The 13,974-nt window shown below is 70.7% G+C and carries 10 protein-coding genes; 5 read left to right on the forward strand and 5 right to left on the reverse strand.

Annotated features, from left to right (window positions below; genetic code table 11):
• Positions 1-2: 2 nt before the first annotated feature.
• Positions 3-1,463, reverse strand: a complete 1,461-nt coding sequence (locus QF035_RS10530; RefSeq protein ID WP_307519812.1) for an MFS transporter — start codon at positions 1,461-1,463, stop codon at positions 3-5.
• A 394-nt stretch (positions 1,464-1,857) separates the two neighbouring features.
• On the opposite strand from QF035_RS10530, the gene QF035_RS10535 reads away from it, so the two are divergent.
• Positions 1,858-2,436, forward strand: a complete 579-nt coding sequence (locus QF035_RS10535; RefSeq protein ID WP_189839649.1) for a TetR/AcrR family transcriptional regulator — start codon at positions 1,858-1,860, stop codon at positions 2,434-2,436.
• A gap of 28 nt (positions 2,437-2,464) precedes the next feature.
• Here QF035_RS10535 and QF035_RS10540 read toward each other — a convergent pair whose 3' ends face one another.
• Entirely contained in the window at positions 2,465-3,565 is a 1,101-nt protein-coding gene (locus tag QF035_RS10540) for a fatty acid desaturase family protein (RefSeq protein WP_307519813.1), read from the reverse strand.
• A gap of 175 nt (positions 3,566-3,740) precedes the next feature.
• On the reverse strand, positions 3,741-3,944 hold the full coding sequence (locus QF035_RS10545) for a cold-shock protein (protein WP_266752945.1): 204 nt from the start codon (positions 3,942-3,944) through the stop codon (positions 3,741-3,743).
• Positions 3,945-4,432: 488 nt separating this feature from the next.
• Here QF035_RS10545 and QF035_RS10550 point away from each other — a divergent pair, with 488 nt between their 5' ends.
• Entirely contained in the window at positions 4,433-4,705 is a 273-nt protein-coding gene (locus QF035_RS10550) for a hypothetical protein (protein WP_055613674.1), read from the forward strand.
• A gap of 120 nt (positions 4,706-4,825) precedes the next feature.
• Positions 4,826-6,022: a N(5)-(carboxyethyl)ornithine synthase gene (locus QF035_RS10555; protein ID WP_307519815.1), complete on the forward strand. Its 1,197-nt coding sequence runs from the start codon at positions 4,826-4,828 to the stop codon at positions 6,020-6,022.
• A gap of 71 nt (positions 6,023-6,093) precedes the next feature.
• On the opposite strand, the gene QF035_RS10560 is transcribed toward QF035_RS10555, so the two are convergent.
• Positions 6,094-7,302: an LCP family protein gene (locus tag QF035_RS10560; protein WP_307519817.1), complete on the reverse strand. Its 1,209-nt coding sequence runs from the start codon at positions 7,300-7,302 to the stop codon at positions 6,094-6,096.
• A 29-nt stretch (positions 7,303-7,331) separates the two neighbouring features.
• A complete protein-coding gene (locus QF035_RS10565; protein WP_373466624.1) occupies positions 7,332-9,410 on the reverse strand; it encodes a glycosyltransferase in 2,079 nt (692 codons plus the stop codon).
• Positions 9,411-9,801: 391 nt separating this feature from the next.
• Between QF035_RS10565 and QF035_RS10570 the strand changes: the two genes are divergently transcribed.
• Both QF035_RS10570 and QF035_RS10575 read left to right on the forward strand, forming a co-directional pair.
• Entirely contained in the window at positions 9,802-11,193 is a 1,392-nt protein-coding gene (locus QF035_RS10570) for an SWIM zinc finger family protein (RefSeq protein ID WP_373466625.1), read from the forward strand.
• Positions 11,133-13,901, forward strand: coding sequence for a DUF6493 family protein (locus QF035_RS10575; protein ID WP_307519819.1), 2,769 nt, complete (start codon positions 11,133-11,135; stop codon positions 13,899-13,901). Before QF035_RS10570 ends, QF035_RS10575 begins: the two co-directional genes overlap by 61 nt.
• The last annotated feature ends 73 nt before the right edge of the window (positions 13,902-13,974 follow it).

The following is a 13,974-nucleotide window of genomic DNA, read 5'->3' on the forward strand; positions in this document are numbered from 1 at the left end:
CATCAGCCGCGCACGCCCGGTGCGACGGTCTCCTGATCCGTACGCGACACCTCGTGGTCGTGGGCAGCGGCCCGGGGCACGCGGGACATACGGTTCGCCCGCTGGACCGGGACGAGGAGCGCTGCCAGGGCCGCGGCGAGGCAGAGCAGGGCGAGCAGGGTGAATCCGTGGGTGTAGCCGGAGGCGTACGGCAGGCCCGAGGGCTGCAGGTGGCCGGTCACCAGGACGCTGGTCACGGCGGCGCCGATGGACCCGCCGATGGTGCGGATGTTGGCGTTCATGCCGGTCGCGGCGCCGGTCTGCTCGGCCGGGACGCTGCCCACGATCAGGTTGGCCATCGAGGCGAAGGCGAGACCGATGCCGAGGCCGAAGACGCCCGAAACGAAGGCGATCTGCCACTGCTCGTCGTGCCAGAGGGCGAGGAAGCCACAGGCGACCGCGCCGAGTGCGGCACCGGTGGTGAGCAGCTTCTTCGCTCCGAGTACCGGCTCCAGCCGGCCGCTGAGGATGCCCGAGACGAACATCGCGATCAGCATCGGCAGCATGAGCAGCCCTGACGCGGTGACGCTCGCGCCGAATCCGTACCCGGCGGAGCTGGGTGTCTGGACGAAGCCGGGCAGGAAGGACCAGATCGAGTACATGCCGGCGCCGAACAGCAGCGCGGCGGTGTTCGTGGTCCACACGGCGGGCAGCCGCATGACACGCAGGTCGATCAGCGGGGAGCGGGAACGCGACTCGGCCAGCAGCCACAGCGCGAAGAGCACCACGGCGGCGGCGAACAGCCCGATCACCCGGGCGGAGCCCCAGCCCCACTGGCCCGCCTGGCTGAGCGGCAGCAGCAGCGCCACCAGCCATGCCGACAGCAGGACGGCGCCGAGCCAGTTGACGCGGCCCTCGGCACGGCTGGGCGACTCCGGGACGTACCGGAGGGCGATGAGCGCGGTCACCGCGACGATGCCGACGGGGATCCAGAAGAGCCAGCGGTAGCCGAGTGCGCTCACGACGGGACCGGCCGCGACCATGCCGACACCGCCGCCGGCGGCGATCACGGCGGACAGGTTGCTGATGCTGGGGCTCACCCGGTTCGCGGCGAACTCGTCCCGGATGATGCCGAAGGACAGCGGGAACAGCGCGCCGCCGATGCCCTGGACGACCCGGGCGACGATCAGTACGCCGATGGTCGGGGCGAGGGCGGCGAGCAGACATCCGAGCAGCACGGCCACCAGGACGGCGACGAGGGTGCGTTTCTTGCCGATCAGGTCGCCGACCCGGCCGAGGATCGGCGTGAAGACCGAGGCGGACAGCAGGTACGCCGTCATCACCCAGGTCGCGGTGGACTGGGAGGTGTCCAGTGCGTGCTGGACGGTCGGCAGGGCCGGCGCGATCAGCGACTGAAGCATGGAGAACACGCCCGCACCGGTCGCGAGGACCGCGAAGGTGAGGCGGGTGGACTTGCGGGGCATGAAGAGCCTCTCCGAACTGGTTGCGGCCGAGAGCCTCGGACCGCGGCCGTACGGGCCCGGTGCCTGCCCGGGGGCAGCACAGGGCACGGCGACGGTCGCGGGGTGGCGGTCCCCCCGGCTTCGGGCTCGGCCGAGAGCCGGGGGAAGGTCGCGGAAAGTGTCAGGGGACGGGCGATGCGCTCCGGCGCAGGACCCGCACGGGTACGGGCCCGGAGCCCGTCCGTATGCGGGGTGGCCCGGGGGTCCGCCCGAATGCGGGTGGCGTCGCGTCGTCGATGCGTGCGGCCGCACGCGTCCACGCCGTACGCACCCCGCACTGCTAAAGTGGAGGTACCCCTCCACTGTAACGGAGGCAAACCTCCGCTTCAACCTCGTCCCGCCCCGGGAGGCAGCAGTGACCGCCCAGTCGTTCCCCGTCAGCGAGATCGTCGCGTCCCGGCGGCCGCACCGGAAGGACGCGGCGCGCAACTACGACGCCCTGCTCACGGCCGCCCGCGAGGCCTTCACGGAGCACGGCGCGGAGGCCTCACTGGAGGACGTCGCCCGTCGCGCGGGCGTCGGCATCGGCACGCTGTACCGGAACTTCCCCACCCGCAGGCACCTCTTCGAGAGCGTCTACGCGGACGAGGTCAACGCCCTGTGCCGGGTCGCGGAGGAAGTCGCCGACCTGGAGCCGTGGGAGGCGCTGACGACATGGCTCGACCGGTTCGCCGACTACATGGTGACCAAGCGGGCCGTCCGGGAGGCGCTCAACGACGAGTCGGAGATCTTCACCGCCTGCCGCGAGTCGATGTACGCGGCCGGCGGCCCGCTGTTCGAACGGGCCCAGCGGGCCGGCGCGGCACGCACGGACATGGACTTCGTCGACCTGCTGCGCATGGTCGCGGGCATCACCGCGACGGCCTTCGACGACGACGCCCAGCGCGACCGGGTCCTGTCCGTCGCACTGGACGGCGTACGAGCGTCCCGCTGACCCCGGTCAGTACTCCAACTGACCCCGGTCAGTACTCCAGCTCGGGGCGCAGGCGCAGCGGGCCGGCGACGTCGTGGAGGTGGCGCAGCACCTGGCCGTAGGAGTCGAGAAGCCCGGTCTCGTGGTACGCGATGCCGTGCCGGGCGCAGTACGTGCGCACGAGTTCCTGGGCGTGGCGCAGGCTGGGCCGCGGCATGGAGGGGAACAGGTGGTGCTCGATCTGGTAGTTGAGCCCGCCGAGCGCGAAGTCGGTGAACCGGTTGCCGCGGATGTTCCGTGAGGTCAGCACCTGCCGGCGCAGGAAGTCAATTTTGTCGTCCTTGGCGAAAATGGGCATGCCCTTGTGGTTCGGGGCGAACGAGCACCCCATGTAGAGCCCGAACAGCCCTTGGTGCACAAGGAGGAAGACCACGGCCTGGAGCGGGGACAGGACCAGGAACAGGGCCGCGAGATAGCCGCCGAGATGCGCCGCCAGCAGGCCCGCCTCGGCGAGCCTGGTCCTCCACGACCTCGCGGCGCCGGTGCGGTCGAACAGCGCCCGTACGCCGGCCACGTGCAGGGCGAAGCCCTCCAGGAGCAGCATCGGGAAGAACAGCCAGGCCTGGTGACGGGCGAGCCATGCGTACGCTCCGCTGCGCACGCGGGCGTGGTCCTCGGTGAAGGCGATCGCGCCCTCGGCGATGTCGGGGTCGCGGTCGACGTGGTTGGGGTGTGAGTGGTGCCGGTTGTGCTTGGCGATCCACCAGCCGTAGCTGAGGCCGATCAGCAGATCGACGTGGAGGCGGCCGAGCAGGGTGTTGACGCGCTTGGAGGAGGCGATCTGGTGGTGTCCGGCGTCGTGCCCGATGAACCCGGTCTGGGTGAACATCACCGCGAGGAAGGCGGCGGTCAGCAGCTGCCACCACGACGGCCCGATCAGGGCGAACGCGGTCCAGCCGGCGGCCAGCAGAAGCAGGTTCCCGCCGACCTTGGCGCTGTAGTAGCCCCGGCGTCGCTTCAGCAGCCCGCGCTGCTTCACCTCACGGGACAGCGCGGCGTAGTCGCTGCCCCGGGCTCCGGGCGGGGGTTTCGTCGTCTCGGCGTGCCGGGCCGTCGGATCGGTGCCCCGGTTGATGAAATCAGTGCTCACGGCTTTCCTCTCGGGATGCGCGGGCCGATACCACCGACGCGGGGGCAGGGCGCCGAACGCGGAAAGCCCGTACAGATGCAGATGAATGCAGATGGGTGCAGATCTATGCAGAAAGATGCAGACGCACGCAGAACGGGACAGGCCCGCGGTGCGGGCCTGTCCTGACGAGATGTCCTCAGAGGGCGCGGACCTGGTCGGCCTGCATGCCCTTGGGGCCCTGGCTGGCGGTGAACTCCACCCGCTGGTTCTCCGCCAGGGAGCGGAAACCCTCGGTGTCGATCGCCGAGTGGTGCACGAAGACGTCGGCGCCACCCTCATCGGAGGTGATGAAGCCGAAACCCTTCTCCGCGTTGAACCACTTCACGGTGCCTTGAGCCATGTGATGTCTCCTTCGAGATGACGAGCCGATCAGGCAGTCGCGCGCTCGCGCGATCCCGGGCTGTTGGTCGTCAGCCGTCGAAGAAAACCCCCGGAACGACGAAACGCCCGCTGTCGGAACTCCGCGGGCGCTTCCACGTTCGCAAACTTCAACTACAACCGTTCCCTACAACGTCCGGGATGTCGGCAACGTTCCCGGGCTGTGGGATGCGGCACGTGGCGGGTCCGGAGGGGAGTACGGTTGGCAGCACCGAGCGCACCTCGCATGCCGTCATCCGTTTCGGCGTCGCCCTCGGGGAACGGCACAGGCCGGCGCACCTCTGATCCGGCCGGAAATGGGCCGCACATGCCTTCTGGCTCGTACCGTCTCGCCGCCTTCCGTATCCGTTCCCGCGCAGCGCGGTAGCGAATTTCCTGCCCACCGGGATGCCTCCGTCGCATTCCGGCATCCCGCGCACGGCTCTGAACCGATCAAGAGGATGCGGACACATGTATTCACAGGACTCGATCTCCGGCCACCGCCGCGGCCGTCCCGAGCCGACCGCCGAGATGCTCGCCGGGCTGGCCTGTCTGATCTGCGGTACCGACTACCGCAACGCGCCCGACCCGGAGGCGGTGGTGGTCTCCCACCGCGACGACAAGCAGCTGCTCGCCTGCCACGGGACGTGCGCGCGCATGGCGTGCGGGTCGGTGAACGGTCTGAACGAGACACCGCTCCCGCTGACCGAGCGCGTCCGCGCGCACCGGCCCGGCGCCTCCTGACCGACCGGAGACCGGACGGCCGCACGCAGCACGCAGCACGCAGCACGCAGCACGACGAGAACCACGAGAACGACCTGGCGCGAACGCCATGACACGAACGAAATGATGATGAGGAAGCGCATGAGCCTGCTGAGTCTCGGAGTACTCGCCTCCTCCCACAAGGAAAACGAGTTCCGCCTCCCCCTGCACCCGGCCCACCTCGGCCGGATCGCACCCGACGTACGCGAGAAGATCTTCCTCGAACAGGGCTACGGCGAACGGTTCGGCGTCGCGGACGATGCGCTGCGGCCGCAGGTGGCGGGCCTGCGCTCCCGCGAGGAGCTCCTCGACGAGTGTGACGTCCTGCTGCTGCCCAAGCCGATGCACGACGACGTCGCCGCACTGCGCCAGGGCCAGGTGCTGTGGGGATGGCCGCACTGTGTACAGGACGAGACGATGACCCAGCTCGGCATCGACCGCCAGCTGACCCTCATCGCCTGGGAGGCCATGAACCACTGGACGTCCACGGGCGCCTTCAGTGTCCATGTGTTCCACAAGAACAACGAACTCGCGGGCTACTGCTCGGTGTTGCACGCCCTGCAGCTCGGCGGGCTGACCGGCAGCTACGGACGCCGTATGCGCGCGGTGGTCCTCAGCTTCGGCGCCACGGCACGCGGAGCGGTCACGGGTCTGGGCGCCATGGGCGTCTCCGACGTCACGGTGCTCACCCAGCGCGCCGCGGCGGCGGTGGCCTCACCGATGCCGTCCGTCGTGATGGGCCACTTCGAGGAGCGGCCGGACGATCCCTCGCGTCTGCAGGCACTCACCGGGCTCGGCCCCGTACCGCTCGCCGAGTACCTGGCCGGCTTCGACATCATCGTCAACTGCATCCGGCAGGACACCGACGCACCCCTGACGTTCGTCACCGACGAGGAGCTCGCCCTGTTCAAGCCGGGCACCTTCTTCGTCGACGTCGCCTGCGACGAGGGCATGGGCTTCACCTGGGCCCGCCCGACCACCTTCGGCGATCCGATGCCCACGGTCGGGCCGGGCTGCCACTACTACGGGGTGGACCACAGCCCGTCCCACCTGTGGAACTCGGCCACGTGGGAGATCAGCGAGGCGCTCCTCCCCTATCTGCGCAAGGTCATGAGCGGGCCCGCGGCATGGGACGCGGACGCCACGATCAGCAAGGCCATCGAGATCCGCGACGGCGTCGTCATGAACCCGAAGATCCTCTCGTTCCAGCACCGGGCGGCCAACTTCCCGCACACCCGCGAGATTCAGGACCCGGTCCGCACCCCGGCGGCGCTGCACTCCTCCGCACAACCGGTCTGACCCACTTCCGGGCAACCGGTCCGACACGCACCTGCGGTCGGCCGGTCCGACGCGTCCCGAACCGGTCAGGGTCACTTCCCGGTCGGGAGCGTCACCGGCCGGTCGTCCCGCAGTTCCGCGAAGAGCTGCTGCGCCCGGCGGTCGTCCCACTTCACGGCGCTGCCCTTGGAGGTGGCGAAACCGGGGTCGGAGACGGGCACGTTGATCTGCCTGCCGTTGCCCGCCGAGACGCTCTGCATCGCCTGGAACAGCGACATGAGGTCCCGTAGGCCCGTGTCCTTGTCGACCACGAGCGTGTCGAGGCCCGCGCCAAGTGTCGGGAAGGACCTGGCCGGGTTGAGGAGCGTGCCGGGGGTGACCGCCTTCTTGGCGAGCGCGGTCAGGAACTTCTGCTGGTTGCGGGTGCGGCCCAGGTCGCCCTCGGCCTCCTGCTTGCGCTGCCGGACGAACGCCAGCGCCTCGGCGCCGTCGAGGGTCTGGCAGCCCTGGCGCAGATCAGCGCCGGACTTCTCGTCCTTGACGGCCCGCTCCAGGCACATGTCCACGCCGCCGACCGCGTCCACCACTCCGACGAAGCCCGCGAAGCCGATCTCCGCGTAGTGGTCGATGTGCAGCCCGGTGTTGCGTTCCACGGCCCGTACGAGCAGGTCGGGGCCGCCCAGTGAGAACGCGGCGTTCAGTTTGTTCGGCTCGGCCGAGAAGCTCTTGCCGGTGTCGGGGCGTACGTACGGCGGGACCGTCACCCACGAGTCGCGCGGCAGGCTCATCATCGTGGTGCCGTTCGAGCCGGTGTGCAGCAGGATCATCGAGTCGGTGCGGCGGCCCTCCGCCGAGCCGGTGCGCAGACTCTTCCTGGCCTGCTCGGAGAGACCGGCGCGGCTGTCGGAGCCCACGATCAGGTAGTTGGTGCCCTTTCCCTCCGCCGGGCGGTCCGGCAGCGCACCGAGGTCGACCTCCTGGTCGAGCTTGGTGTCGGCCCAGACGTACGTCCCGGCGGCGGAGGCCACCAGCGCGACGACCAGGAGGATCGCGAGCCGCGTGATCTTGCGGCGCCGGGTGGGGGGCGGCTTGGGGGACCTTCCGCCCCCCGCGTCGCCCGGCGGCCGTCGTCCGTGGCCGGTGCGGCCCGGGGTGGCGGGTGAGGGCATGCCCGGCAGTGGTGCCGTACGCGTCGAGGGCGGGGACGCGTTCCCGCGTGCCACCCGGCCCGTCACGCCACTGGGCGGCTGAGCGGCACCACTCCGGTCATAGCCCACCGGCAGGTCGGTCCCTTCGCTCATCGGCCTGTCCAGTCCCTCACCACATGGGGTCATCTCGTCGGCACGCTCTTATACGGCGTTGGACCCTCGATCTGTTCAGCGGCCGTGCCCGAACGCTTCATGCGCTGCCACTTCAGCCGGCTGCCGAGGAGCACGGCGACCACGGACTGGATGACGACCAGGTACATCAGTTGCCGGTAGACGACGAGTTGGAACGGCATCCACCACAGGGTCCGTACGCGTTCCCCGTCGAGCTTCAACGCGTAACCGGCACAGACCAGTTGGACGGCCATGAAGCCGAACCACACCCCGGCCGACGTGAGCGGGTCGAGGAACAGCACGCCGTACAGGGCGAACACGTCGATGACCGGCGCGAGCAGCGGCAGGGCGACCTGGAAGAGCGCGAGGTAGGTGAGTCCGCGCCGGCCGAAGCGTCCCGCGACGCCCATCTCCAGGACGGCACCGCGGTGCTTCCACATCGACTGGATGGTGCCGAAGCACCAGCGGTAGCGCTGACGCCACAACTGCCGCAGCGAGGTGGGTACTTCGGTCCAGGCGACGGCGGACTCCTCGTAGAGCACCCGCCAGCCGGCCCGCCACAGGGCCATCGTGAGGTCGGTGTCCTCGGCGAGGGTGTCGTCGCTGACCCCGCCGACGCCGATGAGCGCGTCCCGGCGGAACGCCCCGATGGCTCCGGGGACGGTGGTCATGCACTCCAGCACCTCGAACATCCGGCGGTCGAGGTTGAAGCCGAAGCAGTACTCCAGGTGCTGCCACTTGGCGAGCAGGCCCCGCCGGTTGCCGACCTTGGTGTTGCCGCTGACCGCGCCCACGGCGGGGTGCGCGAGCGGCTGGACCAGGTGGTGGATGGCGTCCGGTTCGAAGACGGTGTCGGCGTCGACCATGATCAGGATGTCGTGACTCGCGTGTCCCAGACCGGTGTTGAGGGCCGCGGCCTTGCCTCCGTTGGGCTTGCGGACCACCAGCACGCGCGGATCCCCGATGTCCTCGGCGATCTCCGCCGTACGGTCCGTCGAGCCGTCGTCGATGACGACGATCTGCAGCTCGGGGTAGTCGGAGGCGAGCAGGGAGCGGACGGTGGACTCGATCCCGGCCTCTTCGTTGTAGGCGGGCACGAGCACCGTCACCGGTTCCGCGACCTCTTGCAGCCAGGGTGCGCCGGGCCGGGAGCGTTCGAGCCGGCGGACGTGCGCCCGGGCGAAGAAGACGAGCAGCACCAGTCGCAGCACCCCCAGAGCCCCCGCGATACCGAGCGTCCAGGTCATCGCGTTCGAGAACGCGCGCCCCAGGGTGGTGGCCCAGACGAGGGCGGTGCCGCGCCATCGTTCGACGGCCGAGACCGGTTCGTACGGGGTCAGCCGGAGGCCGGCCGAGACGGTGGTGAAGCGGTCGACGCCCGGGTTCTTGAGCAGCTTCTCCGTCTCCCGGTACGCGGTCGCGGTCTGGCTGAGCTGCCGGACCAGGCCCTGGGCCGGTTTCCGGGACCCCTTGTCGGCGGCGACCAGGACGTACCCCTGGGCGGCGGCGCGCCGCGCGGCGGTCCACTCGCGGCCACAGAGCGTGTCCGGCGAGGTGGTCCTGGGCATCCGCAGCAGATTGGTGCGGATGCCGGTGATGCCCGCCAACGCGGCCTGGGTCAGGTCCAGTTCGGCGGAGAAGCGGACGGACGACGCCTCGCCGAGGGCTCCCCCGGTGTAGGTGTTCGAGCCGATCTCGTGCCCCTCGGCGCGGATGCGCCGCACCAGGTCCGGATGGCGGGCCGCCTGGGAGCCGAAGAGGAAGAAGGTGGCGCGCGCCCGGTGCTGTCGCAGCAGGTCGAGCAGGCGCGGGGTCCACACGGGGTCGGGGCCGCCGTCGAAGGTGAGCGCGACGGTGCGGGCGGGCATCGAGGCCGTCTGGATCCCGTTGCCGTTGATCCCCACCACGGGACCGCCGCCGGCCACGGCGTCCGGTGCGGGTGAGGTACACGCGGACCGCGTCGTCGCGGCGTCCACCTCGTGGTTGGTCCAGCCCTCGAAGAGAAGGGCCGCGAACATCGCGGGCAGGACGAGGACCAGTAACAGCCAGTGTGCGCGCGGGTCGCGGGACTGCTTGTGCCGAGCCTTCACGGGCCGTCGTCCCCCCTCTCGGCGGCTATGAAGTACGGCTCGCGCGTGGCGTGTTCGGCGGGTCCCCCAGGGAGGTCGAGACGCGTCCGGCCGCCTCGGGGGTCCGTGTGCCGGGTCGTTCTTCTCCAGCCGTGAACGTCGGCGCGCGATGCGCGAGGGGATGTCGTCTTCCACTGCCGGATGGGGCTGGCGCTACGCATGGGGCGCGAGTCTAGTCACAGCTTTGCGACCGCACGGCCGCAACAGCGAGCCTCACAGAAAAGCGGCGAATCCTGTCACGACCGTGAGTGAGCGACACCCGCTCCTCGTCAAAGGCCAAGCGGGGCAAGCGTTTTCGGGAGGCGGCGGTGCGAGGAGCGCTCTTGTCAGAGTCCGGCCTTAGCGTGGCCGCGTGACATCACTCATACATTCGTACACCTACTTACAACCCTCGGCCGTGAGCGAGTCCACGGCCGGACGCACCCTCGCGCTGGAGACCTCGGGAGGCGTGACCCCGGCCGGCGAGGTCGCCAACCCGCGGTTCTTCCACGGGTTCCTGACCGCTCCGGCCGCCGCCGCGGCGGCGTTGCTGACGGTCGCCGACGTGGCGGCCACCCGCTACTTCCAGCCGGCGGCCTCGGCCTCGCTGGACCCGGTGGTGACGGCCGACGGGGACCGTCTGCGGATGGAGTCCTTCTCGGGCTGCTGCGGTGTGTACGCGCGCCTCGACGTCCTCGCACCCGGCCTCGACGGTGACGACGTCGGCCACGGCACCACCAACGTCGACATCAGCTCCCCGCTCCGCAGGGCCCTCGCCAGGATCGGCGGACTCGACCCCCTGCAACTGACCGTCGGCCCCGGCGAGTTGGAGGTCACGACCTTCGACGGACGGTTCGTGGAGAAGCAGGTTCCGCTGCCCGAACGCTGGTTGCGGGGCTTCGCCGAGGCCCAGGTGCTCGCGGCGGGCTTCGCCCTGCGTGCGGAGATCCCGGCGACCGAGGCGTCCGCCTTCCTGCGGACACTGCCACGGCCCACCCTCCGGTCGAGTGCCCGTACGACACGCTGGGTGGTGCCCGTGGGCGGCCGCTCCCTGCGTCCGACGAGCAGGCCGTCGCAGGATGCCGTGTGCCTGCCCGGCCCCGAACGACTGCTGGCGCTCCAGCAGGTGCTGCGACACGCGAGGACCGTGCGGGTGTACGTCCCGGTCCGCGCGGAGTCCGGTGCGGAGTCCGATGCGGCCGCCGTCGTCTGGGAGGTCCAACTGCCGGGCATGCGGCTGACGTTAATGCTCTCCCAGAACGCCTCGCGGGGCTTCTCCGGCGAGGGCGGCGTACTGCACGATCTCGCCACCGGAGCGGCGGCGGACGACGCGGACCTGGTCTCTGCCCTGCTGGCCTGGGATCCGAGGATCGACGTGGCCGAGCTGTCCCGGCAGGCCGGCCTGCCTGCCGGGCGGGTGTGCGCCGCGCTGACGGTGCTGGGGACCTCCGGACAGATCGGCTACGACCTCGCGGAGGAGGCTCACTTCCACCGGCACCTGCCGTTCTCGGCGGGCGGTGCGGAGGCACGCAATCCCCGGCTGCGCGGGGCGCGGGCGCTGGTCGCGGACGGGGCCGTACGCCTGGACGGCGCACTCGCGTCGGTCGGCAAGGGCGACCGCGCCCATGTGGTCCGCGCCGACGACACGGGACGGCTGAGCTGCACCTGTCTGTGGTGGGCGAAGTACCGGGGAGGACGCGGACCGTGCACGCACGCGCTCGCGGTGAGCATGGTCAGGGACACGACGACGAAGGCTGCACGATGAAGCTGGTCGAGCTTGTGGAAGCCGGCGACGTCGCCGGAGTGGTACGGGAACTGGGTGCACTGACGCCGGATCAGCGGGGGGTGTGCGCCGCCGAGTTGACGGCCTTCTTCGAGGTCATGGCCCGGCGTGAAAACACGCTGGAGGAGAGGATCGCCCTGTGCGCCGCCCGACTGGGGTGTCAGGTCACCCCCGAGGCCACGGCGGTCTGGATCCGGACGAACCCGTACTTCACGATGGACACCTGGACGGTGGACCTCCTGGACCTGTTTACCGTCGCATGGCGGACCGAGTTGGTCGCGCACCTCGGCGAACGGGCGACGACCGCCGGCGCGGTGTTCGCGGTCACCGAGCACCTCGTCCGCGACACCGGCTGTCCGCTGCCGACCTCGCACGAGTTCGTCCTGGCCTGGCTGTACGACCGCGCCGACAATCCGGAGCGGCACCCGCGGGTGCTGGGCGGAGCACCCGGCGCCGACCTCCTGGAGCGGCTGCGCGCGGACGACTTCACCCCGAAACTCCTCCCACTGGCCGTGGCCCGACCAGGGCGCCTCGTCTTCGCCCCGCACACGTCGGAACGGCCGCTGGAAGCGCTCATCGGCCTCGCTGCCGGAGGCGTCGTGGACCGCGACGAGCTGATCCACAACCTCTTCGCGGACATGGTCGGCGATCCGCCGCACGGGACGCAGGCGGTGGTGACGCTGGACGCACTCGCGCTCACCCCTGCCGAACACGCCGGGGTGGCCCGGGAACGCGCCGCGCTGGTCGACCATCTTCTCGGGCGCCTCCTCGAAGACGGTACGCGCATGGAGATCGCGCCCTTCCTGGTGTTCCTGCGGGCCCTGGCCTCCACACCGGCCGAGAAGGCACTCGTGGTGCGGGACTACCTGGCGCTGCTCGACCGGTCGTTGCCAGTCGCCACGTACGCCCAGGAAATGCTGACCGAGCTGGACGAAGCGGGGTTGCTGGAGCCCGAGTTGCTCACCGAGGTGTGCGAACGGGTCCTGCTCCGCCCGGAGAAGAAGCTGGTGCGCACCCAACTCGGTTGGCTGGACCGGGTGGTGCGGCGGGATCCGGCGCGGGCGGGCCGGGCCGTGGTCGACGCTGCGACGACGTTCGGCCACCGGGAGATGACACTGCAGGAGCAGGCGCTCAAGCTGGTCGCGAAGCATCTCAAGGCCGTCGACGACTCGGTGCTGCCGGAGCTGCGGACGGCCGCCGGGCAGCTCAGCCCGGGGCTCTCGGCGCGAGCCGCCGAACTGCTCGGCGCGGCCGAACCGCTCGGCACGGCCCACCTGTTCGGCACACCCCAGGACACCGTGACCGAGCAGCCGTACGCCGACGTACTGCCCGCCGTTCCCGAGCCCCGCCCGGTGCCGGGCCCCATCGCGACGGTCGCCGAAGTCGCACAGGAGGTCGCGGCGGTCGTCGCGAACGACCAGGACGTGGTGGCGTTCGAGCGCGCCCTGGACGGACTGGTCCGGCACGCCCACCTCGACCGGACCGCACTGGCCGAGGCGCTGAAGCCGGTCATGCGCAGGGAACCGAAGAGCAACGTCGACTGGGTGCAGTCCGACCTCTACGACGTGGCACGCGCGGTACGCGGCGACGAACCGAGGGGACGGGCCGTCCTGATGCACCGGGCCGTCCACATCAACCGGACCACTCCGAGCCGCAGTTGCTCCCTGGCAGGCTCGATGCTCGCGTCACGTCTGGCCGAGGCGATGGACGTCATCGAGTCCGGCACCCAGCCGTTCCTGCTGGCCGTGCCGACCCTCGCCATCGGCGCGCTGGACGCCGGCGTACTGGTGGAGCGGATCTCGGCGCTCGACGAACTCGGTGTCACCCCCGCGCCCGTCGACCTGGCACAGGCTCTGCTGCGGGTCACCCCGACATCGGACCAACAGGTGCTGCGCGCGGTGGAGAAGCTCGGTTCCGACGCCGGACAGCGGCTGGCGCGCTGGCTGCGCGAGGGCGGCCCGGCGCACCAGGACTCGGAGCCGAAGGGGTGGCCCCACCGCAAGCCGCCGAAGCCCGCGTCGCAGGGGTGGTGGACACCCGCACGCCCCGGGGTCGTCATGGATCCCCCGCTCCCGCAGGTCGCCGCGTCCCTGATCGGGCCGTACGTCGGCAACCAGGGCCTGGCCGACCCGATGGCACCCTTCTGGGTGGCCCAACTGCCGAACCACCGCGAGGAGTTGATGGCACGCGACTACTTCGAGCCGCGCATGTCCCAGCGAGGGTGGCCCCGCAACCTGCCGTTCGTCGTGGAGTCCGGCGGTCCGGCAGGCTACTCGGTGCATCTCGCGCTCGCGTTCGGACTGATCTGGCAGACGGAAACCGACGCGGTGGTGGACGCCGTGCTGGTACTCGCCGCACGGAAGCAGTTGGACACGGACCTGCTCGGACGGCAGTTGGAGGCGCTGCTGAACCACGGGTGGGCCTTCGCGGACAAGGCGAGCGGCTCGCTGCGGGCCGTCGCCGAGACAGGTGCGTACGCCACCGTGTGGTCCGTGCTCGAAGCCGCCCTGCCCGGTCTGCTGGGCGACGCCCCGGTCCGGGGCTCGGCGGCCATGCTCGCCCTCGCCGTCGAGTGCGCTTCGCGGTGCGGGGCCAAGGGGGAGATCGCCGAGGTCACGGCACTGGCCGACCGCAAGGGATCGAGCCAGGCGGTGAAGAACGCGAGGTTGCTGCGCGACGCGTTGCGGTGAGAGGACGCCGACGCCGATAAGTCCTCCGGGCCCGACGGGTCCGACGGGTCCGACGGAGTGACGGTCCCGCCCG

Origin of the sequence: Streptomyces umbrinus, from assembly GCF_030817415.1 — a bacterium.
Lineage (GTDB): Bacteria > Actinomycetota > Actinomycetes > Streptomycetales > Streptomycetaceae > Streptomyces > Streptomyces umbrinus_A.